The sequence below is a fragment of the Marinococcus sp. LNHM3E3-2.2 genome (genome assembly GCF_056034385.1).
The window spans coordinates 171576-197601 of sequence record NZ_JBQLIC010000004.1 but is presented as its reverse complement, the minus strand read 5'-3'; the positions used below and the strand labels follow the sequence as shown (position 1 = coordinate 197601).

Annotated in this window: 31 protein-coding genes; 12 read left to right on the top strand and 19 right to left on the bottom strand. The window is 50.2% G+C overall.

From position 1 onward, the window contains the following. The first annotated feature begins 30 nt into the window (after positions 1 to 30). From ACTRXF_RS07790 to ACTRXF_RS07770, 5 genes are all read left to right on the top strand, one after another. Positions 31 to 414, top strand: coding sequence for a DUF302 domain-containing protein (locus ACTRXF_RS07790; protein WP_474278566.1), 384 nt, complete (start codon positions 31 to 33; stop codon positions 412 to 414). A 92-nt stretch (positions 415 to 506) separates the two neighbouring features. Then, the gene (locus ACTRXF_RS07785; protein ID WP_474278564.1) at positions 507 to 821 is read left to right on the top strand and encodes a rhodanese-like domain-containing protein; all 315 of its coding nucleotides are present in this window, start codon (positions 507 to 509) and stop codon (positions 819 to 821) included. Between the two features lie 31 nt (positions 822 to 852). Continuing rightward, a complete protein-coding gene (locus ACTRXF_RS07780; protein ID WP_474278562.1) occupies positions 853 to 2262 on the top strand; it encodes an MBL fold metallo-hydrolase in 1410 nt (469 codons plus the stop codon). A 78-nt stretch (positions 2263 to 2340) separates the two neighbouring features. Continuing rightward, positions 2341 to 2904, top strand: a complete 564-nt coding sequence (locus ACTRXF_RS07775; RefSeq protein ID WP_474278560.1) for a class I SAM-dependent methyltransferase — start codon at positions 2341 to 2343, stop codon at positions 2902 to 2904. A 123-nt stretch (positions 2905 to 3027) separates the two neighbouring features. After that, positions 3028 to 4248 carry an MFS transporter gene (locus tag ACTRXF_RS07770; protein WP_474278558.1) on the top strand — a complete coding sequence of 407 codons (1221 nt, stop codon included), beginning with the start codon at positions 3028 to 3030 and terminating at the stop codon, positions 4246 to 4248. A 22-nt stretch (positions 4249 to 4270) separates the two neighbouring features. Here ACTRXF_RS07770 and ACTRXF_RS07765 read toward each other — a convergent pair whose 3' ends face one another. The 3 genes from ACTRXF_RS07765 to ACTRXF_RS07755 form a co-directional block, all read right to left on the bottom strand. Next, the gene (locus ACTRXF_RS07765; RefSeq protein ID WP_474278556.1) at positions 4271 to 4741 is read right to left on the bottom strand and encodes a GNAT family N-acetyltransferase; all 471 of its coding nucleotides are present in this window, start codon (positions 4739 to 4741) and stop codon (positions 4271 to 4273) included. 113 nt (positions 4742 to 4854) lie between these two features. Next, the gene (locus ACTRXF_RS07760) at positions 4855 to 5478 is read right to left on the bottom strand and encodes a cell wall hydrolase (RefSeq protein WP_474261478.1); all 624 of its coding nucleotides are present in this window, start codon (positions 5476 to 5478) and stop codon (positions 4855 to 4857) included. Positions 5479 to 5645: 167 nt separating this feature from the next. Continuing rightward, positions 5646 to 7178: a BCCT family transporter gene (locus tag ACTRXF_RS07755; protein WP_474261479.1), complete on the bottom strand. Its 1533-nt coding sequence runs from the start codon at positions 7176 to 7178 to the stop codon at positions 5646 to 5648. 397 nt (positions 7179 to 7575) lie between these two features. Between ACTRXF_RS07755 and ACTRXF_RS07750 the strand changes: the two genes are divergently transcribed. Both ACTRXF_RS07750 and ACTRXF_RS07745 read left to right on the top strand, forming a co-directional pair. Beyond that, entirely contained in the window at positions 7576 to 8739 is a 1164-nt protein-coding gene (locus tag ACTRXF_RS07750; protein ID WP_474278554.1) for an acyl-CoA dehydrogenase family protein, read from the top strand. A 132-nt stretch (positions 8740 to 8871) separates the two neighbouring features. Then, positions 8872 to 9738, top strand: a complete 867-nt coding sequence (locus tag ACTRXF_RS07745; protein ID WP_474261481.1) for an SDR family oxidoreductase — start codon at positions 8872 to 8874, stop codon at positions 9736 to 9738. Positions 9739 to 9781: 43 nt separating this feature from the next. Here the strand turns inward: ACTRXF_RS07745 and ACTRXF_RS07740 are convergent, their stop codons facing one another. Both ACTRXF_RS07740 and ACTRXF_RS07735 read right to left on the bottom strand, forming a co-directional pair. Beyond that, on the bottom strand, positions 9782 to 10846 hold the full coding sequence (locus ACTRXF_RS07740; protein WP_474278552.1) for a sulfite oxidase: 1065 nt from the start codon (positions 10844 to 10846) through the stop codon (positions 9782 to 9784). A 17-nt stretch (positions 10847 to 10863) separates the two neighbouring features. After that, on the bottom strand, positions 10864 to 11733 hold the full coding sequence (locus ACTRXF_RS07735) for an SMP-30/gluconolactonase/LRE family protein (RefSeq protein WP_474278550.1): 870 nt from the start codon (positions 11731 to 11733) through the stop codon (positions 10864 to 10866). A 136-nt stretch (positions 11734 to 11869) separates the two neighbouring features. On the opposite strand from ACTRXF_RS07735, the gene ACTRXF_RS07730 reads away from it, so the two are divergent. From ACTRXF_RS07730 to ACTRXF_RS07720, 3 genes are read left to right on the top strand one after another with little or no spacing between them, the layout of a single operon-like run. Further along, a complete protein-coding gene (locus ACTRXF_RS07730) occupies positions 11870 to 12310 on the top strand; it encodes a MarR family winged helix-turn-helix transcriptional regulator (protein WP_474278548.1) in 441 nt (146 codons plus the stop codon). Continuing rightward, the gene (locus tag ACTRXF_RS07725) at positions 12301 to 13266 is read left to right on the top strand and encodes a ring-cleaving dioxygenase (RefSeq protein ID WP_474278546.1); all 966 of its coding nucleotides are present in this window, start codon (positions 12301 to 12303) and stop codon (positions 13264 to 13266) included. Before ACTRXF_RS07730 ends, ACTRXF_RS07725 begins: the two co-directional genes overlap by 10 nt. Before the next feature lie 26 nt (positions 13267 to 13292). After that, a complete protein-coding gene (locus tag ACTRXF_RS07720; RefSeq protein WP_474278544.1) occupies positions 13293 to 13901 on the top strand; it encodes an alpha/beta hydrolase in 609 nt (202 codons plus the stop codon). 50 nt (positions 13902 to 13951) lie between these two features. On the opposite strand, the gene ACTRXF_RS07715 is transcribed toward ACTRXF_RS07720, so the two are convergent. Further along, entirely contained in the window at positions 13952 to 14227 is a 276-nt protein-coding gene (locus tag ACTRXF_RS07715; protein ID WP_022792514.1) for a GNAT family N-acetyltransferase, read from the bottom strand. A gap of 177 nt (positions 14228 to 14404) precedes the next feature. Here ACTRXF_RS07715 and rpsN point away from each other — a divergent pair, with 177 nt between their 5' ends. After that, a complete protein-coding gene (gene rpsN, locus ACTRXF_RS07710) occupies positions 14405 to 14674 on the top strand; it encodes a 30S ribosomal protein S14 (protein ID WP_022792513.1) in 270 nt (89 codons plus the stop codon). A 57-nt stretch (positions 14675 to 14731) separates the two neighbouring features. Here rpsN and ACTRXF_RS07705 read toward each other — a convergent pair whose 3' ends face one another. Then, positions 14732 to 15343: a flavodoxin family protein gene (locus tag ACTRXF_RS07705; RefSeq protein ID WP_474261487.1), complete on the bottom strand. Its 612-nt coding sequence runs from the start codon at positions 15341 to 15343 to the stop codon at positions 14732 to 14734. Positions 15344 to 15486: 143 nt separating this feature from the next. Between ACTRXF_RS07705 and ACTRXF_RS07700 the strand changes: the two genes are divergently transcribed. Continuing rightward, complete coding sequence (locus ACTRXF_RS07700; protein ID WP_474278542.1) at positions 15487 to 16287, top strand: SDR family NAD(P)-dependent oxidoreductase; 801 nt, start codon at positions 15487 to 15489, stop codon at positions 16285 to 16287. 67 nt (positions 16288 to 16354) lie between these two features. Here ACTRXF_RS07700 and qoxD read toward each other — a convergent pair whose 3' ends face one another. The 12 genes from qoxD to ACTRXF_RS07640 form a co-directional block, all read right to left on the bottom strand. Continuing rightward, positions 16355 to 16720, bottom strand: coding sequence for a cytochrome aa3 quinol oxidase subunit IV (gene qoxD, locus ACTRXF_RS07695; RefSeq protein ID WP_474261489.1), 366 nt, complete (start codon positions 16718 to 16720; stop codon positions 16355 to 16357). Then, on the bottom strand, positions 16721 to 17329 hold the full coding sequence (gene qoxC / locus ACTRXF_RS07690) for a cytochrome aa3 quinol oxidase subunit III (protein WP_474261490.1): 609 nt from the start codon (positions 17327 to 17329) through the stop codon (positions 16721 to 16723). After that, positions 17326 to 19275: a cytochrome aa3 quinol oxidase subunit I gene (qoxB, locus tag ACTRXF_RS07685; RefSeq protein ID WP_474261491.1), complete on the bottom strand. Its 1950-nt coding sequence runs from the start codon at positions 19273 to 19275 to the stop codon at positions 17326 to 17328. Before qoxB ends, qoxC begins: the two co-directional genes overlap by 4 nt. Positions 19276 to 19317: 42 nt before the next feature. Continuing rightward, entirely contained in the window at positions 19318 to 20256 is a 939-nt protein-coding gene (gene qoxA / locus ACTRXF_RS07680; protein ID WP_474261492.1) for a cytochrome aa3 quinol oxidase subunit II, read from the bottom strand. Positions 20257 to 20632: 376 nt separating this feature from the next. Beyond that, positions 20633 to 21349, bottom strand: a complete 717-nt coding sequence (locus ACTRXF_RS07675; protein WP_474261493.1) for an SAM-dependent methyltransferase — start codon at positions 21347 to 21349, stop codon at positions 20633 to 20635. Positions 21350 to 21378: 29 nt separating this feature from the next. Beyond that, entirely contained in the window at positions 21379 to 21897 is a 519-nt protein-coding gene (locus ACTRXF_RS07670) for a MogA/MoaB family molybdenum cofactor biosynthesis protein (RefSeq protein WP_474261494.1), read from the bottom strand. Between the two features lie 67 nt (positions 21898 to 21964). Beyond that, positions 21965 to 22975 carry a GTP 3',8-cyclase MoaA gene (gene moaA, locus ACTRXF_RS07665; protein WP_474261495.1) on the bottom strand — a complete coding sequence of 337 codons (1011 nt, stop codon included), beginning with the start codon at positions 22973 to 22975 and terminating at the stop codon, positions 21965 to 21967. 16 nt (positions 22976 to 22991) lie between these two features. Further along, a complete protein-coding gene (locus ACTRXF_RS07660; protein WP_474261496.1) occupies positions 22992 to 23579 on the bottom strand; it encodes a molybdenum cofactor guanylyltransferase in 588 nt (195 codons plus the stop codon). Positions 23580 to 23583: 4 nt separating this feature from the next. After that, positions 23584 to 23817, bottom strand: coding sequence for a MoaD/ThiS family protein (locus tag ACTRXF_RS07655; RefSeq protein WP_474261497.1), 234 nt, complete (start codon positions 23815 to 23817; stop codon positions 23584 to 23586). Continuing rightward, a complete protein-coding gene (locus ACTRXF_RS07650) occupies positions 23814 to 24278 on the bottom strand; it encodes a molybdenum cofactor biosynthesis protein MoaE (RefSeq protein WP_474261498.1) in 465 nt (154 codons plus the stop codon). Before ACTRXF_RS07650 ends, ACTRXF_RS07655 begins: the two co-directional genes overlap by 4 nt. Beyond that, positions 24275 to 24760 carry a molybdopterin-guanine dinucleotide biosynthesis protein B gene (mobB, locus tag ACTRXF_RS07645; RefSeq protein WP_474261499.1) on the bottom strand — a complete coding sequence of 162 codons (486 nt, stop codon included), beginning with the start codon at positions 24758 to 24760 and terminating at the stop codon, positions 24275 to 24277. The genes ACTRXF_RS07650 and mobB overlap by 4 nt, the downstream gene beginning before the upstream one ends. Then, positions 24757 to 26025, bottom strand: coding sequence for a molybdopterin molybdotransferase MoeA (locus ACTRXF_RS07640; RefSeq protein ID WP_474261500.1), 1269 nt, complete (start codon positions 26023 to 26025; stop codon positions 24757 to 24759). Before ACTRXF_RS07640 ends, mobB begins: the two co-directional genes overlap by 4 nt. Position 26026 lies beyond the last annotated feature (1 nt).

Below are 26026 nucleotides of genomic sequence, written 5' to 3'. Positions count from 1 at the left end.
AGTATAGAGAACGAACAAGGAGGCATTTCTATGTTTCATTATACCGTCACCACCTCGAAGTCTGTCCGTACAGCCGTTGAGGATCTTGAAGCCAACCTGAAAGAAATTAGTTTTGGCGTGCTTTGGCATTTGGATCTGCAGGGCGAATTACAGGACAAAGGCATCGATTTTCCGGACCAGCACCGGGTACTTGAAGTGTGCAATCCGAAAGAAGCGGAGCAGGTCTTAAACCAAAATAAGCTGATCGGCAATTTTCTGCCATGTAAAATCACTGTGTACGAAGAAGCAGGATCCACGTATATCAGCATGCCCCGCCCCTCTGTATTGATGGAACTGGCCGAAGAACCAGCATTAACAGCGACCGCCCAGGATATCGAACAGCGCTTGAAGCAGGGCATCGATCAGACCGTGTAAAAATTTTTAGAAGTCTATATACCCTATTAGGTATTCCGAACAGATAATTATTCGATCCACAAAGCAATAATCAAAATATGAGGTGATCCCCTATGACAGAAGAAAAACGCATCAAAGAAGTACAGCCAAAAGACGTTCAGAAGGAACTCGAACAAGGCAGCGGCGTCCAGGTGATTGACGTCCGGGAGGACGAAGAACTCGACGAAGGACGCATTCCTGAATCGGTTCATATCCCTGTGGGAGATATCTCTTCGCGAATGAACGAACTCGATCCCACACAGTCCTATGTCACCGTCTGCCGCTCCGGGAAACGCAGTGCCCGGGCAGCCGAAGCCCTCCAGGACCATGGCTTTAACGTCCGCAGCATGGCGGGCGGCATGAACGAATGGACCGGAAAAACCGAGTAACATCTATTCTACCTTGAAGGAGCGATGATTCATGTATTTGAAATATTTTTATGACACGTCACTGGCCCAGGCATCCTATATGATCGGCTGCCAGGCGACCGGCGAGGCAGCCGTGATCGACCCGTCCCGTAACATTGAAGACTATCTGCAGATCGCCCGCGAACAGGGCTTCCGTATTACCGGAGCATTTGAGACCCATATTCATGCGGACTTTGTTTCCGGCGTGACCGAGCTTGCCCGCCGGACCGGCGCCACCATCTATTATTCCACCGAAGGCGCTGACAACGGCGGCTATGAATGGGATCAGGACCTGCCACTGCATGGCGTGACCCATGGGGACGAGATTTATGTCGGCAACATCAAACTGAGAGCTCTGCACACGCCGGGCCATACCCCGGAGCACGTTTCCTATGAGCTCACCGACGGAGCCGCCACCGATCGTCCGATGGGCGTATTTACCGGCGATTTTGTCTTCGTCGGCGATGTTGGCCGTCCGGATCTGCTTGAAAAATCCGTCGGTGTGAAGGATTCCGCGGATAAAGGGGCCCGCCAGATGTTCGAGTCCCTTCAGCAGTTCAAGGAATACGGGGATTATATGCAGATCTGGCCGGGCCACGGTGCCGGCAGCGCCTGCGGCAAAGCGCTCGGCGCCGTCCCAACGAGCACCGTCGGCTACGAGCGGATGACCAATCCCGCGTTTCAGCCGACCGACGAGCAGGCCTTCGTGGACTTTCTCCTCGACGGCCAGAGCGAGCCGCCAACGTATTTTGCCAAAATGAAAGAAGTAAACAAGCAGGCTATGACCCCGCTCGCTGAGATCCCGACGGCGGTGGAAATGCAGGGCACCGGCGATGACGTGGCCGCCCTGGCCGAGCAAGACCATACGATGGTCGTCGATACCCGCAGCGCCGCCGCCTTCGCGATGGGAAGCATTCCGGGCACCATCAACCTGCCGTACCCCGGCTCCTTCGCCGAATGGATGGGCCGGCTGGCCGATTATGAGGCGGACATTTACCTGATCGCTGATCCAGCCGACTACCACGAGCTGCGCCGGATTCTCACCGGTATGGGCATGGACCGCCTGAAGGGGTTCTTTGCCACTTCGATCGTCGCCAGCGCCTCGAACCTGCGCACGTACGTGAACGAAACGCCGAAGCAGGTCGAAGAGCGCCGCCGCCACCAGGATGTGCAGATTCTCGACGTCCGTTACCAGGACGAATGGGATCAGTCGCACGTGCCGGACGCGGTCCATGTGTCGCTCCAGCAGCTGCCAGACCGTACGAACGAACTTTCCACGGAGCAGCCGGTCGCGGTGCATTGTGCCTCGGGCAAACGCTCCGCGATCGCCGCCAGCATTCTCCAGAATCACGGCTTTGACGTGATCAACGTGGAGGGCGGTTTCATGAAATGGAAAAAAGATCAGCTCGAAACGACCAGCTGAGCGTAAAAACCGGCAATTAAAATATTGGGGGCTCTGTATAATGCAGGGCCCCCTTCCAATGTTCAAGGAGGAACGGATATGAGTCACCGCTTTGACCCCGCCAAGTCCAAAAAGCTATGGAGCGAAGAACGACAGCAGGCCCTTCCGATGTCGAAGCTGCTGCCGCTTATGAATATTCAGAAGACGGATGTGATCGCGGATATCGGTGCCGGGAATGGCTACTTCACCCTTCCGATGGCCGAACAGGCCCGCCACGTATACGCGGTCGATATCGAGGACCAGATGTTAACCGAATTGAAGGCCTATGCCGAAGAAACCCGCACCTCCAATATCACGCTTCTTTTATCCAGACTGGAAAAGCTTGCCTTATCAGAGGACCAGGTCCAAAAAATCGTTGTGGCCTTTGTGATGCACGAAATCGACGACATGGACCAGGTCTTCGCAGAACTCCGGCGCGTGCTGCAGCCTGGAGGCACCATTTTCTTTTACGAATGGGAAGCCACCCCCACCGACTCCGGTCCGCCACTGGAAATCCGGCTGCCATCCGCCTCTTTTGCTCAAACGGTAGCGTCCTATGGTTTTACAACCACAACGCATGTTATCAACGACAGCCATTACATGGTAGAGGCTGTTGAAAGGTAAAGCTTTCCGCAAAAACTTTGGTGGGAGAGCGCTCTCATTCCATGTTTACGGCTAAAACATTAAAGTCTTTACAGGAAAGATCCCGCAGATACCCCATTAATTATCAAGAAAGGAGGGGAAACGATGAAGACTACGACTTCTGCCATCGGAATTGTTGAAAATCGGCTTCCTTTTTTTCTATTGGTGCTGGTCAACGTCTTTGTCGGCTCCATGGTGGGACTAGAGCGTACCGTTCTTCCGTTAATAGGCGAGGAACTGTTTGGCCTCGCCTCGGCCAGTGCTGCCCTGTCCTTTATTGTCAGCTTTGGGTTTTCTAAAGCCCTGGTCAACCTTCTGGCCGGTACGCTTGCCGACCGCTTTGGACGCAAGCAGATATTACTGGCTGGATGGGCTGCCGGTTTTTTTGTGCCCCTTCTGATTATTTTTGCCTCTTCCTGGTGGATGATTATCGTCGCCAATATCTTCTTAGGCATCAACCAGGGACTGACCTGGTCGATGACCGTGAATATGAAGGTGGACCTGGCGAAACCGACCCAGCGTGGGACAGCTGTTGGCTTGAATGAATTTGCCGGTTATATGGCCCTTTCCGTGATGGCCGCCGTTTCCGGCTATGTTGCTTCCACAACCTCGCTGCGTCCCGAACCCTTTCTTCTCGGCTTCGGTATCGTCGGTATAGGATTACTGCTTTCGCTATTCGTTCCTGATACGAGCAGACAGGTGGCACGCCAGACGGCTTCCGGAGAAGTCTCTCTGTCCTTTTGGCAGGCCTTTTCCCAAACCACCTGGAAGCAGCCGGCCCTGTCGAGCTTCAGCTTTGCCGGGCTGACGACCAATCTTAAGGATGGCATGGCCTGGGGCTTGTTTCCTCTTTTCTTTGCGTCTGGCGGGTTACCTGTCAGTCAGATTGGCATTATTGTGGCAGCATACCCCCTCGCCTGGGGGATCGCCCAATTGGTTACCGGCCCCTGGAGCGATGTGATCGGCCGCAAGCGCTTGATTGTTGGCGGTCTCTGGCTTCAGGCCTTTTCCCTTTGGGCCCTGCTTGCCGGTTCTTCCTACGGATGGTGGCTCGGAAGCTCCGTGCTGCTCGGTCTCGGGACGGCGATGGTGTATCCGGTCCTCATCGCCGCAGTCAGCGACACAGCTCCCGCTCCCTGGCGGGCCAAAGCGAACGGGGTGTACCGTTTCTGGCGGGACAGCGGGTATGCCTTCGGGGCCTTGCTCGCCGGCCTGTTCGTGGACACGCTGAACGCTTCATGGGCGATTGGCCTGGTGGCAATTCTTCCATTTGCCGCCGGCCTCGTCACACTTATACGCATGCAGGAATCATTAAACAAAATATGAATGCCCCGGCCGCAATTGATATTTACAGCATTTTTTCCATAACTACGACCCCGAACGGAGGGTGTCCTTCTCTGGCTGCAGTATATTCCCTGACTGCCCCGTAGCCCATCCGTTCATACATACGAATGTTTCCTGGCGTTGATGCCCGCACTTTACAATACACGCCTTTAAAATGTTCCTCTGCTGCGGTTTCCTCCACCCAGCGGACAAGTGCGGCAGCAGCGCCGTGGCCGCGATAGGATGGCCGGACCGATAAACGGTGAAAATAGATATATTCTTCCTCTGACCGAAAACGGATCATCGCTGCCGCTTCCCCGTCCTTCCACCAGAGGGCCGCCCGCTCTCCCTGCTCCAGTCCAGACTGAATCGCTTCTGTCGTTTCCTCAATGGCTCCTGACGGCGGCGTTTCATTCCTGTACTCCCAAAACGCTTCGTACATAATCGCGTTAATCAGAGCTGCTTCTGACGGCCCTGCTTCTTTAATTTCTTTCATTCTTTTCCTCCTGGCGCCTTCCGAGTCAATGCATATGATCATTTATCGTACCATATTTGTCTTTGTTGTTCAGGCACCAAAAAAAGAACCTGCGCTGTCGCAGGTTCTTCTCATCAGCTTGCAAAAACGTGCTGGCCGATAGATAAATTCGGTGAGCGTGTCCAAATCCAATCAGAGGTGACATCCTCTGGATTGTAGTAATACATCGAACCATAGGACGGGTCATAGCCATTCCATGCCTGCCTGACCGCTTCATATGCTGTCTGGTCCGGTGTCATGCTGTACTGTCCGTCAGCTACTGCAGTAAAAGCATTCTGCTGCTGAATGACGCCGTTTACGTTATTCGGGAATTCTGCAGATTCAAGACGGTTTAAAATAACCGCTGCCACACCTATCTGCCCTTCGAATGATTCTCCGCGGGCTTCCCCATAGACCGCCTTCGCAACTGACGTAACTTCATTTATGCGGCTGGTTGTCTGCGGACCCGCCGCACCGTCCACGGTTAAACCAAAATCACTTTGAAACTGCTGCACTGCCTGTGTTGTTGCTGAGCCGTAATAACCGGTCGCATTCGTATGTAAGTATCCCATCTGTATTAAATCCTGCTGAAGCGCCGTTACTTCCGGTCCCTGTGCTTCCGTTTCCAGCATAGATGCCTTAGTGACAGCCGGTGAAGCGAAAATAAAGATTGTAGCCATGATTGCAAAAATAGTACTGAATAATAATTTCTTTTTCACTTTTTCACCTCCAAACACAATTGTATCCAAAAAATTCAATTTTCTAAACAAATTTCCTTCGTTTCAGGAAAAGTATATAACAAGGTACTAAGTGCTGGTATTAAACTGTTCCAATTTTTACCAATAAAAAAAGACTCCCCGTGAAAATGGGAGTCCTGAACTTTATTTTAAGAAGCTTTGTCCGGTTTGTCCGTATTTTTACTTTTATCCTTCGTTTCAATATCTGTTTCTTCTCTCAGCGCTTTAAACAGCGAGTAGACCATCAGTATCATCACAATAGAAAATGGGAGCGCTGATATGATCATGACGTTCTGCAAAGCATCTATTCCTCCGGAATAAAGCAGAACGGCCGCTGTAGCCGAGAGCATAATTCCCCAGATAAACTTTACGACTGCGGACGGATTTAATGCCCCGTTCGATGTCTGCATACCAAGCACAAACGTTGCAGAATCGGCAGACGTAATAAAGAAAGAAATAATCAAAAGGAGTGTAATAACAGACAACACCGTGCTGAGCGCGTAATTATCAAATACGCCAAAGATGGCTTCCTCGGCAGCCAGGGAGGAAATGTCTGCGAGACCAGTGCTCTGGACGTTTAATGTAGCACCGCCAAACAGGGAGAACCAGATAAAGCTGACAATCGACGGAACCAGAATAACGCCAATGGTAAATTCCTTCAATGTCCGCCCTCTCGATACACGGGCAATAAATATACCCACAAATGGCGACCACGAGATCCACCAGGCCCAGTAGAAGATGGTCCACGCATTAATCCATTCCCTCGCGCTGTCGGACGTCGGAGCGATCCGGAAGCTCATGCTCGGAAGCGACTGCAGATACGTGCCGATCGTATTTGTGAACAAATTCATGGAAAATAACGTCGGGCCGACAAAAATCATTAAAATAAACAGAATGACCGTTAAGTATATGTTCGCATTACTCAGGAACTTGATTCCTTTATTTAAACCGGTATACGCTGACACCAGGAACAGCACGGTAATAACAATAATAACAATCAGCTGCACCGTATAATTGTTCGGGGTATCAAACAAATACGCCATACCGCCGGACACCTGCGCTGCTCCGATACCAAGGGTAGTTGCAATACCTGATACCGTTGCAACCAATGCAATAATGTCCACTACTTTTCCGCCGATGCCTTTTTCGTTCATAATCGGGCTGAGCATGGCGCTTACCATGCCCGGGGCGCCGCGCCGGAACGTAAAATACGCAAAACAGATAGCCGTAATACCGTAAATCGCCCACGGGTGTATCCCCCAGTGCAGGAACATGTAACGCATGGAATCAACAAGCGCCTGGTCCGTTCCGACCTCTGCTTCCGGGGCGTTCGTGGCATAGTGCGATACTGTTTCCGCCCCGCTCCAGAATACAAGCCCTACGCCCATGCCGGCGCTGAACAGCATGGCAAACCAGGTGGGATAGCTGTATTCCGGCCGGTCCTCAGGTCTTCCGAGACGGATATTTCCATACCTGCTGAAAATAAAGTAAATACACAAAAGCACAAACGCCGATACAATTAAAAGATAATACCACCCAAAACGGTTTGATACGAATGTCTGCACTGCGGAAGTGGCATTAAAAAACGATTCCGGGACTGCAACTCCGACAACCGCCATAATAAGTAGTATTACCAGGGCTCCGTAAAAAACAAAGCCTACTCTTGGTTTTTGATTGTCCACGATGGGGACCCCTTCCTGTTTATGTATGCTGAAATTTATGGAACTTTTGCATTATGCAGAATCAAACGAAAAATAACAAATACACTAATTTCATAGAATTTACCGTAATTCGCGGTATTTTGTGATTACGTGAGATAACCTCATTATATAATCATATCACCGTCTATATCGCGAATTAACTGTTTTTTCCGGAAAAATAATGAAAGGACGGTAGGTTTTCTTACGCTATTTTTCTTTCTATAAGCCTTACACCACCGCAAACACGCTTCATTATCCTTTATTTTCCTAATGCAAGCTGTTTTTTTGCTTCCACAGAGGGAATATGATTTCATATATATGCGTATAAAAATCCGACAACCTTATTCAAATAAAATTCCATCATTTTGGAGGCAGCAGTATGATTATGACCACCTTTTCCACAAAAGCCGAGCGGCTGCAGCAGCTCGAAGAAACGGTACGGGGATTCGCAGAACGGACAGAGGAGCATGACCAGAACGGCACCTTTCCAGTCGAAAATATCGATGCACTAAAAAGTATTGGCTATCCGGCCTTAACGGCCCCGGCTGCTTTTGGCGGCATTGATGCCGGCCTGCTTGAACTCGTGGAAGCCCAGGAGCTTATCGCCCGCTACGACGGATCCACCTCGCTTGCTATTGGCTGGCACGTCGGAATCGTTAAAAATTTAAACGAAACACGGCCGTGGGAGGAGCATTTATACAGCCGCGTCATGAACGACATCGTTAAAAACGGAGCCGTCCTGAACAATATCGCGACCGAAGCTGCGACCGGAAGCCCGACCCGCGGCGGCACGCCGGGCACTATCGCTGAGCTTCAACACAGCGAATGGGTGCTGAACGGACGGAAAACCTTCGCCACCATGTCACCCGTGCTTGATTACTATATCGTAACGGCCTACATCCCGGAAAAAGATGCTACAGCCTACTTTGTTGTGCCAAAGGAAGCTGCAGGAATATCTGTTGTCGCCACGTGGGATTCAATTGCCATGCGCGCGACCGGCAGTCATGATGTTGTGCTTGAAAACGTCCGGGTGCCAGAAAACCATCTGGCCCAATATATCGTTCCCGGCAATAAACCGGCTGCCGGATGGCTTCTGCACATTCCTGCCTGTTACCTGGGAATTGCACAGGCCGCAGCTGATGAAGCTGCCCGTTTTGCTGCTTCCTACTCTCCGAACAGCATTAATGGAACGATCTCGGAGCTGCCGAACGTGCGGGAAAAACTCGGCAGGATGGAGCTCAAACTTCTGCAAAGCAGGCATTTTCTCCATTCTGTTGCGCTAAAATGGGATGAATCCAGCACCGAAACGAGACAGCAGATGAAAGGCGAATTAGGCGCAGCCAAAACGAGCATTGTAAACGAAGCCGTCGAAGTAGTTGACCTTGCCATGCGGGTTGCCGGGGCCAGAAGTCTTTCCGCTTCCAGCCCGCTGCAGCGTCACTACCGTGATATTCGCGCTGGACTTCACAATCCTCCTATGGACGATATGGTCATTGACCAGCTCGCCGGCCGGCTTCTGGGTTATCAGCCTACTTCGTCCTAAGAAACCGCACGCAGCGGTTTCTTTTTTTATGCCGTTTCCTGCACCCCATTTCTATTATACGTTTGTAATATGCATCCTGATGGTATAAATAACAATGTACGCATGATTTCAATATGAGAAAGGATGTTACACATGGATCCTAGAGATATGCAGAACGGAAGCACCCCGAGACAGCGCCAGGACAAACAGCCGGGTATTGAATCGAAGATGGAGCCGCTCCCGGCTCATCCCACCGATTACCAGGGCACCGGGAAACTCAAAGGAAAAGCCGCGCTTATCACCGGCGGCGACAGCGGTATCGGGCGGTCTGTAGCCCTTCTTTATGCCAAAGAGGGAGCCAATGTCGCCATTTCCTACCTTGACGAACACGACGACGCTGAAGAAACGAAACGCATGGTTGAAGCAGAAGGAGGCAGGTGCCTGCTGCTTCCCGGAGATATTAAAGAGGAGTCCCATTGTATCGATCTCGTGAAACAAACGGCGGAGGAGTTTGGCGGATTAAACATTCTCGTTAATAACGCAGCGATCCAGCACGTCCACGAAAACGTCGAGGATATCCCGTCTGATGAATTTGAGGATGTGTTCCGCACCAACTTTTTCTCCCAGTTTTATTTAACAAAAGCAGCAATGGATTATTTATCAGAAGGCGACTCGATCATTTCCACCTCTTCAATCAACGCCTTCCGCGGCAATCCAATTCTTATGGATTACTCCGCGACAAAAGGAGCGATCACTGCCTTTATGCGAAGCATCGCCCAGAGCCTCGCTTCGAAAGGCATCCGGGTGAACAGTGTTGCTCCGGGACCTGTATGGACACCACTTATTCCTTCTTCATTTAATGAAGACGGGGTGGAGGATTTCGGACAGGACACGCTGATGAACCGTCCCGGCCAGCCATCAGAACACGCATGGCCATATGTGATGCTTGCTTCTGACGAAGCCTCCTACATGACCGGCCAGACGATTCATATTAACGGAGGCGCCTACACGTCTTCTTAATGCATAAAAAGGCTTCGAATCCACTGAGGATTCGAAGCCTTTTTTACTTTAGCTTGACCTGAATTGTTTCAACCGCATTATAGCCGTATCCCTTCTGATTCCAAAAGGCCTGCATTGGCTGCTGGCGGCCGCTGGCATCACAGGCTCTCGCCATTAATGTATATTCTCCGGCCGCAGCATCCTTCCACTCACAGAACCATTTCGTCCATGTGTACGGCGCGCTGCTTTGAGGCTCAAGCTGTGCCTCCACCCATGTCTGGCCGCCGTCCGTACTTACTTCGACCAGCTCGATGGCAGCCTCGCCCGACCAGGCAATGCCTTCTATTTCGTGCGTTCCTTCTTTTTTAATTTCCATATCGGCAGGAGACTGGATAATGCTGTTTACATTCATGGTGGTCACCGGAAAGGCGTCCTTCCGGCTGTTTTTGTGAGGATAATAAACATAATCAATCGCCTGAAAGGGCCCTTCAAACGTTTCTTTACTCACCGTGACACGCTCAATCCATTTCATGGAAGCCATCGCGTACCATCCCGGCACGATTAATCGAAGCGGGGATCCGTGCTTAAAAGAGAGTGGCTGGCCATTGTATTCGTAGGCGATGATAGTATCCGGGTCCATCGCTTTTTCCACCGGCAGGCTCCGGGTGTAGGTGTAGACATCCTTTTTGTCAGGACGTTCTCCCGCGTCTCCTGCGGCAGTGATAACTTCCACAGCTGCTTCCTTATCCCAACCGGCTTTCCCAAGCAGGGTTTTCAGCGGCACTCCCCTCCATTTCCCCTGGCTGATGGCTCCTTTTCCCCATGGCTCACCAAAGGTTTTGGGCTCAAATAAACTTCTTTTGTTCCCTGCACATTCAAGCACTGTTTCTACTGTCCGTGATGGGAGCGCCTGAATATCCTCGAGCGAAATAAACCCCGGGCTGTCCACGAGCCCGTCAATTGTAAAACCCGTCGCCGGCTCCTGCGGATACGAAAAGTGATTGCGCCGGTAGAACAACGAAGAATGCACGTGTTCGTTTCCGACAAATGGAATCGGTGTCTCCTGATTTTCCGGCTCAAGGCTTAACGTTTTTAGATACAACTCTTCCGGAGCTTTTTTTGAACACATATTCTCTCCCTTCTTTTTCAGCCGCCAAACGAGTAGGTTGGCATGCCCGGCACATCGGTACGGATATGAAACAGTCCACCTGCATGTGGCTCTTCGCGAAGCTCCTCTTCAGAAAGCTCCCCTCTCGCTGTTGTAATGTACAGATCCTTTAAATCTTCGCCGCCAAATACACAGGAGGTCGTTCTCTGGGCCGGCACGGTCACTGTTTCCAGACGTTCACTCGTCTGTGGATTCCAGCGTTCAACTTTTCCGAGACGATGCAGCGCAATCCAAAGCATGCCTTCCTGATCTATGCACATCCCGTCCGGGGAGCCTTCCTGAAACGTAATCGCTGTCCGTTTGCCCGTGATTTCCCCCGTAGCAGCATTCAAGTCATATGCCATGACTTTTTTGGTCGGTGTGTCGATGTAATACATCATGCTTCCGTCTTCCGTCCATGCCAGCCCGTTAGAAATAGTGACGCTGTCAAAAATCGTATCGAGGCTCATATCTTTATTCAGGCGGTATAAAGCAGCTTCCCCTGTGCCGCGTTCGACCGCCATCGTTCCTGCCCAAAAGCGTCCGGATGGGTCACATTTACCGTCATTAAACCGGTTGCCCGGCTTGTCTGCTTCCGGATCTATAATTGCTTCCTTCTCCCCGGAAACGAGATCGTAGGAATAGAAGCCATCCCTCAGGGCAAGCATCATTCCCCCTTTTTCTCTCGGTACCGCAGCACATACGTGCTGATCGAGCTTACGTTCATAGTGCCGTCCTGAAGCAGGATGATATTCCATCAATTTAAACCCATCAATATCGACCCAGTATAAAACGCCGCGCCCGGCGTCCCAGCTCGGGCCTTCCCCAAGCTCTGCTTTCTGATCTATTACAAGTGCTGCTTCTCTCATCCTGATTTCCTCCTCTACATTATTCTAATATTCTTCTTCCCCGTCCTTTCCATGTTTAATGCCGCTAAAAGCAACTTTCTTTACTTTTCATCAGTTTAAAGTTAAACTGATAGCAGTTATAAAGGAGTCAATGCTTATGAATAAAACCAGACTGGGCCTGCTGCTGTGGTTTCGGCTCGCACGTGTATACGAGCAGAACCTCAGCCGCTCAGCCGCTCATTTAAAGCAGGCGGGGCTCAGCCCGCCGCAGTTCGATATCCTTGCGCAGGTGCACACCCATCAGCCGATCACCCAAAAGGAGCTCGCGGGTAAGCTGTTTGTTACGAAAGGAAGTGTCACCTATCTTTTGAAAAAGCTCGAGAAAGAAGGACTTGTCACGCGCAGACAGACCTGGAAAGAAAAACATATTTCCCTGACCCCGCAAGGACTTGCTGCCCTTGAAGCAGTGGCTCCAGGGCAGGAAGATTTTCAGGCCGCCCAGTTTGACGGTCTGACAGATGCAGAAAAACGGGAGCTGCTGCGGCTGCTCCGCAAACTGCAGAAAACAACACGGGAGGAGAAATCATCATGCAGCTGAAAGGTATTCACCACGTCTCTTCATTAACAGCAAACGCCCGCCGTAATGTCGATTTCTATACGAACGTTCTCGGCATGCGGCTCGTCAAAAAAACGGTCAATCAGGACGACACGTCTGTCTACCATTTATTCTACGGGGACGAACGGGGTAATCCCGGCACTGAAGTTACTTTTTTTGAAATCCCAATGGCCGCCTCCAACAAGCGCGGCACCAACAGTATTACGAATGTCTCTCTCCGTGTGCCCGGGGACCGCGCACTCGAATACTGGAAACAGCGGTTTGAAGAGCACTCTGTACAGCACGGTGATATTCAGAAGCAGGCGGGACGGCTCGTCCTGCCATTCGAAGACCCCGAGGGCCACCGGATGCAGTTTGTGTCTGATGAGCACGATCAGGGCGTGGAACCCGGCATTCCGTGGGAGCATTCAAATGCCTCCCGCGCAAACGGAGCCACCGGTCTCGGTCCGGTCCGTTTAACCGTTAAAACAGCTGAACCGACTGTCGCGGTGCTGAAGGATATAATGGGTTTTTCCGAAATTCAATCCTATCCTCACCCAGATGATACCGATCTACCGGACATTCGTGTCTTTGAAACAGGAAAGGGAGGGTCCGGTGCCGAAATTCATATAGAAACCCGCAGCGATCTGTCTGCCGAGCGTCAGGGGCGGGGTGCTGTGCACCATGTAGCTTTCCGGGTGGAGGATGCAGACGAACTGCAGCAGTGGATTGAACGTATTAAAAACGCCCGGCTTCCGAACTCCGGATTCGTGGAACGCTATTATTTCCAATCGCTGTACTTCCGCGAACCAAACGGCATTCTTTTTGAACTGGCTACCGACGGTCCGGGATTTGAAGGGGATGAATCGTTTGAACACCTGGGAGAGAGCCTTGCCCTGCCGCCTTTTCTTGAACCAAGGCGTTCAGAAATCGAAGCACGTTTAAAGCCGATTGATTAAGTAATCAGGGACGGAGGAGAGGTTTGATGAAGCACATATTTCAACCAGGCAGCAGCACTGCCCCGACTATTTTAATCCTGCACGGCACCGGGGGCACCGAAAAGGATTTCCTCGAAGCAGGGCGGCTGATTGATCCGGAAGCCAACATCTTAAGTGTCCGCGGCAACGTGGTCGAAGACGGCATGCACCGCTATTTCGCCAGGCTTGCCGACGGCTCGATTGACGAAAAAGACCTGATTTTCCGTACCCAGCAGCTTCATCAATTCCTCGAGGAAAGCGCCGGCCGCTATCATTTTAATCTTCATACAATTATCGTGTTCGGTTATTCCAACGGAGCTACCATGGGAGCGAGCCTGCTTTTTCATTATGCGCGCTCAGTCACCCGGGCTTTTCTCCACCACCCGATGGTGCCAAGACGGGATGTGCCTCTTCCCTCCCTTTCCGGCAGCAGCATTTTTATCGGCGCCGCTACAAATGATCCCATCTGCCTCCCGGAGGAGGCTGAAACCCTTTATCACCTATTTGAAGAAGCAGGGGCTTCAGTAGAACTCTACTGGGGGCATGAAGGTCACCAGATTACCACAGAAGAAATAGAGGCCGGTGCCACGTGGTATCAACGCGTCATACAGGAATAAATAAGGCAGCATAAAAAAACTGCCTCCCGTTCAGGGAAGCAGTGCTGCTGTTACTGTGTTTCAAGCACCTGCTTGAAATCGTCGTTTTCTTTGATTTTTTCTTCCGCATAAGGGCAGCGGGGAACGATCGTTTTGTTTTCCGCTTTTGCTTTTTCCACCACATTGCGGACCAATTCTTTTCCTACGCCTTTTCCTTGCTCTTCATCGATTACTTTGGTACTATCGATGACAATGCTTTGTTCACCTTCTTCAAAAAATGAAATGTCACCAATAACCTTGCCATCCTGCTCGGCAGTAAATCTGTTATCATAATGTTTTATTTCCATGAAAAGAAACTCCCTTCGTTTAAACGTTGTTACTAAATAATTCATTACCGTTTCCGGCGGATCATAAACATCGGAAACAATAACAAGAGGCCTTTACACATATCGAGGCAGCTGTTATGATGAAGTATGTGCTTAAAAATATGAATGCCACGAATATTATGAAAAGGAGTGAGAACCTTGGCTAAACAATCTAAACTCGCAAAAGAGCGTAAGCGCGAAGAAACGGTAGCGAAATACGCTGAACTCCGCCGTGAGTTAAAAGAAAAAGGCGATTATGAGGCACTGCAGAAGCTTCCTCGTGACGCTTCTCCAACACGCCTTCACAATAGATGTTCGATTTCCGGTCGTCCACACGGCTATATGCGTAAATTCGGCATGTCCCGTATCGCTTTCCGCGATCTGGCCCACAAAGGTCAGGTGCCAGGCGTTAAAAAAGCAAGCTGGTAAGCCGTTCTTACTAAAAAAAGCAGCCAATCGGCTGCTTTTTTTGTGTCTTTTTATTCGTTACGTGTTGCCTTTGGTTGGAATAGGATTTTCTTTTAAAATTGTGCCTACATGCAGCATATTGTACGCCAGTTTAGGAATATGCTTTTGAACGAATTCGCTTTTAATACCCTCTGCTTCAATAAACGAAGGCCCCGGTCCGGCTTCGCCGACCCAGTAGCAGTTTGGACGCGGCGGAAGCGTAAAGCCTAAATGGGACAAGCCGAAGACAATAGACTGAATGGCGTGTTTGGCACCGTCTTCGTTGCCTGTGGCTACTACTCCGGCAACCTTGTCGTAATAGATTCCCTGCCCTTTTTCGTTTGTATGGCTGGCTGATCCATTCAGTCGTTCTATCGCTTTTGTAATCATACTGCTTTTTTCCCCGAGCCATACCGGTGTCCCAAGCAGCACCAGTTCCGCTTCCTCAATCTTCGCCTGAATAGACGGCCAGTCGTCTCCTTCTCCTAGATCATCTGCGACGCCGTAAGGGATATTGTAGTCTGCCAGACGGATTTTCTCCACCTGCACCCCTTCCTCTTCCCAAATCTGCATGACTTCATCTGCCAGTGCGTCTGTGTTCGACGTATGAGAAGAATCCTTTAACGATCCGTTTAAAAATACTGCTTTCATCGTTTCACCTCTTTTTATAGTTGCTGCTTCCTTATGTACCCCGAAGTTTCCTTATATAATCCTCCATTACCCCGGCTTTCGTTTGCTTCCTCCCCCCTGCGGGTAAATACAGGCAGAATACTTTATATATGGAGGAATACATAATGATGCCATTTGCCGAAAGCGCACTGCAAAATGAACACGCCCTTGTGACCGGAAGTACACGGGGCATTGGAAGAGAAACAGCCATTACGCTTGCCCGCATGGGTGCTGATGTTACAGTTACCGGCCGAAACAAAGAAAAACTGGAAGAGACCAAACAGCTGATCCTCGATGCACAGCCGCAGGCCCGTGTATTTGTCTATCCTGCAGATATCACTGATGCTTCGGCTCGCAGTGATCTGGTAAAAGCAGCTGAAGGGGCACATGGGTCGTTGAGCCTCCTGGTAAATTCAGCAGGCGTACTAAAACGTAAATTTGTTGATGAGCTCGAGGAATCGGATCTGAAAGAAATGATGGACGTAAACTATACCTCCACCGTTCTTTTAACCCAGCTTGTGTACAAACGCATGCAGGAGCAGAAGAAGGGTGCGATTGTGAACGTTTCTTCTCTTTCCGGTTTACGCGGAACTCCGGGTAACAGCGCGTATTCTGCTTCAAAGTTTGCGATCACCGGCTTCACCCAGTCCCTTGCACTTGAAGCTATTGAACATGGTATCCGGGTTAACGCGGTTTGCCCTGGCTATGTGCAGACAGAAATGGTGGAGCAGCTCATGCAGACAAAGGCTGAAGAAACCGGCAAAAGCCTCGAAGAACAAATGCAGGCGTCCGCTGACAGTCTTCCGTCCGGGCGGATGACCCAGCCGGATGAGGTCGCCAATACTATCGCCTACCTGTTAACAGACGCCGCCTCCAATATTGTTGGAGAAGCCGTAAAAATTTCCGGCGGAAGCGTCGTACACTAAATCTTTTCGTATCATTCTTCAAACACAAAAAAGCCTGTCCCACACTTTCGGGACAGGCTTTTCCTATTTAATGCTCTGAATGTTCTTCTCCTCCAGAACCGCCGCCGGAGCCGCCGTTCATATCCATATCGTGCATGCCAAAGGACATTACCCAGATGGAGCCTGCGATAACTACCGCTGCGATGAAAAACCCAAATAGGATGTTTCCATACTGCGGTACTGGGTTTTTCTCCGCAATGTGCATGAACATGACAAGCTGAAGCACGGCCTGGATAACTGCGAGTATCATAATGATTGCAATAATCCATGGCACTGGGAGTCCGGACATCACAGTTGTGTAAGCAGCAACGAGCGTCAAAACAATAGAGGCGATAAAGCCAATAATGTGTTTGACGGGAATGCCTGACTCACTGTGTTCTGTGTGTTCACTCATTTAAACCACCATCCCTATCAGGTAGACGGCTGTAAAGATGAAAATCCATACAACGTCCAAAAAGTGCCAGTACAGGCCGATGACAAATGTTTTTCTTGCCGTCGTCGGCGTTAAGCCAATACGAACCAGTTGAATAATAATCGCCGTACACCAAAAGACACCAAGCGTTACGTGAAGTCCGTGCGTACCGGTGAGTGTAAAGAACGCTGACCAGAATGCACTTGATTGAATCGTTGCACCTTCGTGAACGTAGTGTACGAACTCATAAATTTCAAAGCCAAGGAAGCCAAGACCTAAAGCCAGCGTGATGCTAAGCCATATAAGAAGACCCTTTAAGGATTCTTTTCTCATCATATGAATCGCTATCCCACACGTAAAACTACTTGTTAAAAGCAGAAACGTCATGGCAAGAGCCATTGGCATTTCAAACAATTCCGGTGCCGGAGTAGCGTCGCCATAGCGGCCGAACAAAACGGCGTAGGTGGCGAAGAGCGTGGAGAAGAGTACCACCTCGGCTGCAAGAAAGATCCAGAAGCCAAGAATGGTAAGCGTTCCTTCTTCTTTTCGGTACTCAAGAGGCCCGGTTTTTAATTCCGCGTGTTCACTCATTCTTTACGCCCCCTTGCCTGCTCCTCAGTACGTTTAATTTCATCAATAGGGACGTGATACCCTTCATCATAGTCGAAGGAGCGAATAACCATGCAGATAATAATTCCGATGAGTCCCGGAATTGCAAGCCAGAACCAGTGCCAGACAAGACCGAAGCTTGCTACAAACATAATAGCTGACATGATGATTGGCATTCCCTTGTAGCTCGGCATGTGAATCGGCTCGAGCTTGGATTCATCGTACGTTGTAGCACCTGTTTCTTTCATATCCCAGTACGCTTCGTGGCTGTTCACGTATGGAACTGTTGCAAAGTTGTAGTGCGGTACAGGCGTTGTTGTGGCCCATTCGAGCGAACGCCCGTCCCAGGCGTCCCCTGTTTTTTCCCGTGGTTCGTAACGAAAGCTGTAATAAATGTTGAACGTAAAGATAACAAACCCTGCTGCGAGAATGAAGGCACCGGTAGTAGACAGCAGGTTAAGCGGCATCCATTCCGGTTCAATCGTATACGTCCGGCGCGGCATTCCCATAAGACCGAGGAAAAACTGCGGCAAAAACGTAATATTAAAGCCGATGACGGTCAGCCAGAAGCTGACTTTCCCGATCTTTTCGTTCATCTTATGACCAAACATTTTCGGGTACCAGTACGTAAGACCGGCGAACATTCCAAACAATGTACCGGCGATCAGCACATAGTGGAAGTGGGCAATCAGGAAGTACGTATTGTGGTACTGGTAGTCAGCGGAAGCCATACCGAGCATAACCCCGGTAACCCCGCCGATGGTAAAGTTCGGTATAAAGGCAAGCGCCCACAGCATCGGAACATTAAACCTGATCCGTCCTTTATACATTGTCCCAAGCCAGTTGAATATCTTAATCCCGGTAGGAACGGCAATCAGCATGGTCGTAATGGAGAATAGTGAGTTAACTCCTGCTCCGGCCCCCATCGTAAAGAAGTGGTGGACCCAAACGACGAAACTCAATCCGGCAATAACAACCATGGCGTAGACCATCGCTTTGTAACCAAACAGCTGCTTTCTGGCAAACGTTGAAATAACTTCAGAGAAAACACCGAATGCAGGAAGAATAACGATATATACTTCCGGGTGTCCCCAGAGCCAGAAAAGGTTCGCCCACATCATCGGCATACCTTCACCGGCTAAGGTAAAGAAGTGGGTGCCAAAAATGCGGTCCATCGTCATCAGAGCCAGCGCAATTGTTAAAATTGGAAAGGCGAAAATAATGATAATGGATGTAATAAGTGCCGACCACGTGAAGATAGGCATTTTCATCAGCGTCATGCCCGGCGCACGCATCCGCAGGATCGTGACAAGGAAGTTAATCCCCGTGGCAAGCGTACCGATACCGGACAGCTGCAGTGCTAATAAATAGTAGTTTTGGTTAATTTCCGGACTAAGCTCCGGCCCTGCCATCGGAACATAGCTGGTCCACCCGGCGCTTGGAGAACCGCCGATAACGAAAGATACGTTAAACAGCATGGCGCCGAAGAAAAAGGTCCAAAAGCTGAATGCGTTTAAAAATGGAAAGGCTACGTCCCGGGCCCCTATTTGGAGGGGAACCGCAACGTTCATCAAACCGATAATAAACGGCATCGCCATAAAAAGAATCATAACTGTTCCGTGCGTTGTAAAGATTTCATTATAGTGCACAGAATTTAAAAAGTTCATTCCCGGGAGCGCGAGCTGCGTCCTCATCATTAAGGCATCGACACCGCCGCGGAACAGCATGGCCAACGCAGCAATGATATACATAATACCGATTTTCTTATGGTCCACCGTCGTTAAGTATTCGTCCCACAGCCATTTCCATAGCTTGAAATACGTCAGAACAAACACAATACCCACCGTAACGAGGACAATGGAGGCCATCGCCCCGTAAATTAACGGCTCTCCGGTGACAAGAAAATCATTCCATATAAAATCCCACAAAGGATGTCACCTGCTTTCTATATTTATCATACTAAGCTTATTTTATTCTTCTTCCCACGGGCCGTCTTCACCGCCGTAAAGGGATACGTCTTCACCAAGGTCTCCGCTGTAGAGATCCGTAATATAACTTCTGCCGTCGTTTTGGCCAAAGTCAACGTACTCCAGGTGCGTGCTCGAGTATTCAGCCTCATCTGCAAGACCCGGCTGTAAATATTCGTTAAACCGTTCCTCCGTTAGTTCAGGAGCGTTATCTTGAATATCACTCACCCACTGATCGAACTCTTCTTCGCTTTCAGAAGTAACGGTAAACGTATGCTCTGCAAAGCCGGATCCGTTGTAGTTTGCATTACGGCCTGCAAATTCGCCTTGTTCATCTGCCTGCAGATACAGCGTATTCTGCATGCCGGCCATGTTGTATTTCTGACCGCCAAGCGCAGGTATCCAGAGTGCTGTCATAGAGTCAGCACCGGACAGTTTAAATTCGATTGGACGATTTTCCGGTATGTGTAAGTAGTTAACCGTCTCAATGTCCTGCTCAGGATAACTGAAATACCATTTCCAGTTTGATGTATCAGCATGTATTACCAACGGTTCCTGGTCATTGCTTTCTTCAGGAGGTTCTTCCAGAGCATACAATGAGGTCACTGTAGGTACCGAAAGAGCTGCTACAATAATAAATGGAATAACCGTCCAGACAATCTCGAGCGTGGTGTTTCCGTGCTGGTGAGGGTCATAGTCCTTGTCTGTCCAGTTCGGGCGTTCCCTAAACCGGATAATCATGTAGAAAAATAGCACAAAAACAACAATGACAATGACGGACATCAGTGTAATAGAAAAAATGATGAGTTCCTGCTGGGTTCTGGCCACCGGACCTTTAGGATCCAAAACTGTAATACCGCTGCAGCCGCTGGCGACGAGCAGCAAAGCAAACAACCCTGGTACCATAAACAGTCGTTTAAACCAGGAAACTAAGTTTTTCAAGCGCTTCACGCTCCTTCCTTTTTATTACCGACTTCTGTGATGAATAACCCCTCTCTCCATCAGCCACGGTTCATTCCGTTCATATGCAGAGCGCACCATTATCGTAGCAAATTTTTATGCCTCTCGTCATTTTTTCTCCGGCAAAATTTCAAAATTGACGATTTTTAAACACAAATATGTCATAAAACGTTCACTTCTATGCGCCTGTTGCTTAGAACCTTTATCATCGTATCCTAACGACTGCCAATTTTCAACCTGCGAAAGGCGGTTTTAGGACAAAATTACCGCCTGCCTGCGCATACGTTTACACCTTATTTTTATTCCATATAAGCCTGGGCACCGGGTGCCTTTTCTGTATATTAGAAAGAACGAGCCATCAGGCCCGTTCCTTTACCGCTTCAAGCAGCAGCATATTTGAATTAATAAGCACTTTCCGTTCTTCCCGGTACGTCGAAAACGACTGCGCTTGGCTCTCAAGCTTATACACCGTCCAGCCTTCGTACCGATCAGAAAGCTTTTGAATAATATCTTCGGTATCGAAATTCACTTCCATTTTTGCCGGAAGCTCCTCGTTCGTCTCCGCGTCTGTTTCATGAATCCCGGTGTTCATTAAAAATGCATGCACTCCGCCCTCAGCTGTGCCCTTCTGAAGTTTATCGATTAAATTCCAGAAGGTTTTTTCATCAGGTACGTGTTCGATGCTTGAAACTGCTATAATGCCGTCAAAATACGCCTCTTCTGGAGCATATTCTTCTATTTCCTGCTTCACCGGTTTAACTTCCTGTTCGACGCCGTATTCTTTGGCGTACTCCGTTAGCTGGGTGATGGCTTCGTCTAAAAAGTCCACGCACGTAACCTCACACCCCTGCTCCTGAAACTGTCTCGCGGCCGGTATGCTGTTACGGCCAATGCCGCACCCGAGGTCGAGCAGCCGGACGTCTTTTCCTTTTCGAATTCGGCCCAGGGCGTTAATAATACGGGAAGCTGGTTTTTTCATCCAGGTGCCTTCTTCAAATAAGTCATGCTGCTTGTAGTACTGACGGTGATATTCTTTTTCCGATGCCCTGATTTCCTCTAAACTTGGTTCTTTCACACAAGCACCTCTCTTGTTTTTCTATTTTTTTACAAATCGCGCTGTTTTACAGCCTCCCAAACCACGTGAGGCAGTTCAGGAATAATCAGTTTTTCCATCGCAAGCTTTACAGCACCGGAAGACCCGGGCATCGTAAATACCGGCTTGTGATCGATAATGCCGGCGGCAGCTCTCGATAAAATCGCCGAAGACCCGATGTCTTCCACGTAACTCAGGTAGCGGAACAGCTCCCCAAACCCAACAATTGCTTTATCAAATCTGGGCTCTACCGTTTCGATGGTAATATCCCGGTCCGCAATCCCGGTCCCGCCGTTAATCAGCACCGCTTCCGCCTCCGGGTGGACAAGCGCTTCGTTCAAACAATTGGTGATGGATGCCTGTTCGTCTGTCACTATTGAATAAAAACAAACCTCGTGGCCGTGGGATTCGAGCAGCTCATGAATACGTCTGCCGCTTTTATCCGTTTCTTCAGTCCGCGTATCACTTACGGTAATAACAGCGCATTGAATCTTTTTCTCTGCCTGCTCTTTATGTTCTTCTGTTGCCATAGAAGTCCCCTCCTTTATTTTTTTCTTAAAAAAAGAAGCCTTTTTCAGGCTTCCTCTTTTCTTCCTATTATCCCCCAATATAGGACATTTCAATCCGCTTACGGTTGCGTGCCGTTTCTTCGGTCCGCTCTTCCGAGTAACGGTCGGTCCGTCTGCCCCATATGCCGGCAATATTATTAAAGATCGTATCATCTGAATCCTCAGAACGAAGCTGATTCCGTAAATCGTACCCTTCGGTGGCAAACAGACACGTAAACAGCTTTCCGTCTGCCGAAATCCGCGCCCTTGTGCACGTAGAGCAGAACGATTCCGTAACAGACGAAATAACGCCGACTTCACCGCTGCCATCCTTATAACGGTAACGGTCAGCCACTTCACCGTAATACCCCGGATCCACGGGTTCAATCGGAAACGTCTGGTGAATCGTGTCGATAATATCTTTTTTCGTCACCACCGACCCAAAGTTCCAGCCATTGGTGCTGCCCACATCCATAAACTCGATAAAGCGCAGGTTGACGCCGCGCTGTTTAAAATACATAGCCATTGGAAGAATCTGTTCTTCATTCATCCCTTTTTTGACTACAGTATTCACCTTTACAGTAAGGCCTGCTTTTTTCGCTGCTTCAATGCCTTTCAACACAGGCTTCGAGCCGGTTTTTCTGCCGTTAATACTCGCAAACACTTCATCATCGAGGGCATCGAGACTGATGTTCACCCGCTGCAGCCCGGCGGCCTTCAATTTTTCAGCCTGGGCGGGCAGCATTACACCGTTTGTAGTTAAAGCGATATCTTTAATGCCTTCGATTTCCGTCAAACGGCGGATCAGTTCGGGCATGTTTTTACGAAGCAGCGGCTCTCCTCCGGTTAAACGGAGCTTCTCGACACCAAGACCCGCAAACAGGCGCGACACCCGGACGATTTCATCGAAGGAAAGCCGTTCATCCTGACCCATAAATTCAAAATCCGGGCCGAAAATTTCTGCCGGCATGCAGTAGGTGCACCGGAAGTTGCATTGGTCGATCACGGAAATACGCAGGTCACGAAGGGGACGGTTTAACTGGTCAGTTACATTGGTCATCGTATTCCCCCTCTCTCTATTTTACCTTTCTGTTTAACTCTTCAAGCTGCCGGACAGTATTAATATTTTCAAATGCCTCAGGGCGCCAGTACGTCTGATTGACGTCTACGACTCTTTCCCTGCCGCTGAATACATTTTTCATCCGGTAATCCCCGGCTTCGAGCTGGGCTCCTGCTATTGAAAGCAGATCCGCGTGGAACCATCCACAAGCGGGGGCCAGCCTTCCCCCAACCTCCGGGATAACCGCCTCTGTTTCCGGCGTAATATAAGAGGCCAGAAAACGCACCTCTTCCGCAGTGATAAGCGGCATGTCCACCGGAAGCATAAATACCCAATCTTCCTCTGTATAGGAAAGGCCGGTGAAAAGTCCGGCCAGCGGTCCCTTCTCTTTATGAGGCGGAAGATCTTCCCTGACCCTCACCCGCTCTCCGGCTTTAATTCTTCCGGCAAACGACGGATGAGAAATCAGCCAGATGGTTTTCACTTCAGTCTGAAGAGCCTCGACGGCCCGTTCATAAAAATACCTTTCTTTCCAGACAGCAAAGGCCTTCGGGGAACCAAACCGCTCCGACATGCCTCCGGTTAAAATAATTCCATCTGCCACAGTGTTACCCTCCGCTGACCGGCGGGATCAGGGCTACCGTGTCCCCCTGGCCGACCGGCGTGCTTCCTTCGGCAAATTCTTCATTTACAGCGGTCATAATGCCGCTGATATCAGCATCATACGCTGCTCTTAAATGATCAAGTACATCTTCAACAGTAGCTATACCGCCACTGTTAATGGTGAGCTTCTCGCCGCCAAAAATATCTTTCATGTGGGCAAAGCATAACACATTAATCACTCATTTCCACCTCCCGGGGCTCCGTCTGGATACCGCGTTTGTTCAAGCTGGTCTCCCACCCACTGTTCGCCGTCTTCCCAGTGTTCTTTTTTCCATATTGGCACAATTTGTTTAATGCGCTCAATAATATACTCATTCGCTTCGTAAGCGTCTTTCCGGTGAGGCGTCGAAACGGCAATCACAACTGCCGCGTCCGAGATCTGCAGTTCACCGGTGCGGTGTCCCACGGCTGCCTCAGCATCCGGCCAGCGTTCCTTCACTTCCCGGCCGATCGCCTCGAGCTGTTTTTCCGCCATCGAATGATACGCTTCATATTCCAGGTAGACTGTCCGCCGACCTTTGGTGAATTCCCGGACCGTGCCGATAAACTGCACCACAGCTCCTGCTTCCGGACGCGTCACTTCAGCAGCAAGCTCTTCCACAGACAGCGGTTCTGATGTAACAAAAAATCGTTTCTTCATAGTATACTCCTCATATATTGTTCAAACCATTCATCTGTTTTTTCCGTCTCCTGAAAATGATTTACTTCTTCTCCAGGACCAAACGCTGTTTGAATATTTTCAAGACTTTCAAGGGATATTTTATCTTCTGTGCTCCGGAGCAGAAGGACTTTTGGATGCGGTGCTTTTTTGTATCCTTCTATAAGAATAACATCAAGCGGGAGCTGTTGATAAATATTCAGCAGGGTGGAAAGGTCCGGCTCCACCATATCTGCGAGAAACTGAAAGACTCCGGCGCCTTCCACACCGGAAACCACAGCGCCGGCCTCCTTCAGCTCCAGGCTGTCGGCCCCCTCCGGCTGAAGCGGCACGCTCTGGTGGCCGTGATGCTTTAATATGCCAACCCTCCAGCCGTTTACCCTGGCAAGCGCCGTCCAGCGTTTAAGCAGGGTCGTTTTCCCGCTTTCTTTAAATCCCGTTACCTGCAGTACCGGGGTGGTCATGAGAGCGGCTCTTTCTGGCCTTCATTATCTTCAAGCAGCATGACGTCGACCACGTCCCCCTGCTGGTATCCGCGGCTTCCCCCGGGCAGAACGATACACGCATTGGCACCAGCCAGGGAGGTGACCGCACTCGACTTATTAAAGCCTCCCGGCTCTGCAAATAAACGGTCGCCTTCTGCACGGCAGCTGCCACGGACAAAACGGGTGAACGGGTTCGGCTTGGAGAAATCCGCCGCGAGCTCTGCCTTCACCATTGTATGGTGCGGATGCGCAGAATGCATGACGGCCTGAATTACCGGCCGCACAAAAAGCTCAAAGCCCATATAGCAGGCGGACGGATTTCCTGAAAGGCCAAACAGCAGCGTGCCTTCCCAGCTGGCGACGGTTGTTACGCTGCCGGGACGCATCGCTACTTTGTTAAAGAACACGTCTGCGCCAAGCCGTTCGTAAACGTCCGGGAGCAGATCGTAGTCCCCAACCGACACCCCTCCAGTCGTAATGACCATGTCTGTCTCCTCTGCCGCCTGGCGCACCGCCTCGTAGCAGGGATCCAGTTCATCCTTCAGCTTGCCGTAGTATACAGGCTCCGCCCCGGCACGCTGCAGCTGGGCAATCATCATATAGGCGTTGCTGTTTCGTATTTTGCCCGGCTCCAGATCATCAGAGACGTCAAGCAGCTCCGTCCCTGTCGCAAACACACCGACGACCGGCTTTTTAGCCACCTTCACCGTGGCGTAGCCAAATGTCGCAAGGAGGGCCGTGACGCCGGGATCAATCCATGTGCCCGCCGGAACGAGCTCGGCACCAGCCTCCGTATCTTCCCCTTCAAAGGAGATGTTTTGATGCTCTTCAAATTCGCGCTTAATCGTCATAAGCGGGTACGTTCCATCATGATCCTCCTGGGCAAGCTCGAGCATTACGACGGCATCGCACTGCTCCGGAATTTTTGCCCCGGTCATGATGCGTACTGCCTGAAACGGCCCGAGTTCTTTTTGTGACACAAAACCAGCGCCGATTTCCTCCACTACCTGAAAGGTGACCGGCTGCTCCCGGGAGGCCCCGCGGGAGTCCGCCGAACGGATCGCAAACCCGTCATAGGGAGAACGGTCAAACGGCGGCACCGGATGAGCGGCTGTGATCGCCTCCGCCAGCCGACGGCCGTAGGATTCCTGGATGGAGACCTCCTCCACGCCACCTTCTTCGACATTCTCCATTACTCGTTCAATTGCTTCTTTTACAGGGACAGGCGTACGTTTTTCAACCATA

Excerpts from the sequence above, each read along its gene's own strand:
- ACTRXF_RS07790 (WP_474278566.1), top strand. The coding sequence starts at position 31 with ATGTTTCATTATACCGTCACCACCTCGAAGTCTGTCCGTACAGCCGTT.
- ACTRXF_RS07785 (WP_474278564.1), top strand. The coding sequence starts at position 507 with ATGACAGAAGAAAAACGCATCAAAGAAGTACAGCCAAAAGACGTTCAG.
- ACTRXF_RS07780 (WP_474278562.1), top strand. The coding sequence starts at position 853 with ATGTATTTGAAATATTTTTATGACACGTCACTGGCCCAGGCATCCTAT.
- ACTRXF_RS07775 (WP_474278560.1), top strand. The coding sequence starts at position 2,341 with ATGAGTCACCGCTTTGACCCCGCCAAGTCCAAAAAGCTATGGAGCGAA.
- ACTRXF_RS07770 (WP_474278558.1), top strand. The coding sequence starts at position 3,028 with ATGAAGACTACGACTTCTGCCATCGGAATTGTTGAAAATCGGCTTCCT.
- ACTRXF_RS07765 (WP_474278556.1), bottom strand. The coding sequence starts at position 4,741 with ATGAAAGAAATTAAAGAAGCAGGGCCGTCAGAAGCAGCTCTGATTAAC.
- ACTRXF_RS07750 (WP_474278554.1), top strand. The coding sequence starts at position 7,576 with ATGATTATGACCACCTTTTCCACAAAAGCCGAGCGGCTGCAGCAGCTC.
- ACTRXF_RS07745 (WP_474261481.1), top strand. The coding sequence starts at position 8,872 with ATGGATCCTAGAGATATGCAGAACGGAAGCACCCCGAGACAGCGCCAG.
- ACTRXF_RS07740 (WP_474278552.1), bottom strand. The coding sequence starts at position 10,846 with ATGTGTTCAAAAAAAGCTCCGGAAGAGTTGTATCTAAAAACGTTAAGC.
- ACTRXF_RS07735 (WP_474278550.1), bottom strand. The coding sequence starts at position 11,733 with ATGAGAGAAGCAGCACTTGTAATAGATCAGAAAGCAGAGCTTGGGGAA.
- ACTRXF_RS07730 (WP_474278548.1), top strand. The coding sequence starts at position 11,870 with ATGAATAAAACCAGACTGGGCCTGCTGCTGTGGTTTCGGCTCGCACGT.
- ACTRXF_RS07725 (WP_474278546.1), top strand. The coding sequence starts at position 12,301 with ATGCAGCTGAAAGGTATTCACCACGTCTCTTCATTAACAGCAAACGCC.
- ACTRXF_RS07720 (WP_474278544.1), top strand. The coding sequence starts at position 13,293 with ATGAAGCACATATTTCAACCAGGCAGCAGCACTGCCCCGACTATTTTA.
- ACTRXF_RS07715 (WP_022792514.1), bottom strand. The coding sequence starts at position 14,227 with ATGGAAATAAAACATTATGATAACAGATTTACTGCCGAGCAGGATGGC.
- ACTRXF_RS07705 (WP_474261487.1), bottom strand. The coding sequence starts at position 15,343 with ATGAAAGCAGTATTTTTAAACGGATCGTTAAAGGATTCTTCTCATACG.
- ACTRXF_RS07700 (WP_474278542.1), top strand. The coding sequence starts at position 15,487 with ATGATGCCATTTGCCGAAAGCGCACTGCAAAATGAACACGCCCTTGTG.
- qoxD (WP_474261489.1), bottom strand. The coding sequence starts at position 16,720 with ATGAGTGAACACACAGAACACAGTGAGTCAGGCATTCCCGTCAAACAC.
- qoxC (WP_474261490.1), bottom strand. The coding sequence starts at position 17,329 with ATGAGTGAACACGCGGAATTAAAAACCGGGCCTCTTGAGTACCGAAAA.
- ACTRXF_RS07670 (WP_474261494.1), bottom strand. The coding sequence starts at position 21,897 with ATGGCAACAGAAGAACATAAAGAGCAGGCAGAGAAAAAGATTCAATGC.
- moaA (WP_474261495.1), bottom strand. The coding sequence starts at position 22,975 with ATGACCAATGTAACTGACCAGTTAAACCGTCCCCTTCGTGACCTGCGT.
- ACTRXF_RS07650 (WP_474261498.1), bottom strand. The coding sequence starts at position 24,278 with ATGAAGAAACGATTTTTTGTTACATCAGAACCGCTGTCTGTGGAAGAG.
- mobB (WP_474261499.1), bottom strand. The coding sequence starts at position 24,760 with ATGACCACCCCGGTACTGCAGGTAACGGGATTTAAAGAAAGCGGGAAA.
- ACTRXF_RS07640 (WP_474261500.1), bottom strand. The coding sequence starts at position 26,025 with ATGGTTGAAAAACGTACGCCTGTCCCTGTAAAAGAAGCAATTGAACGA.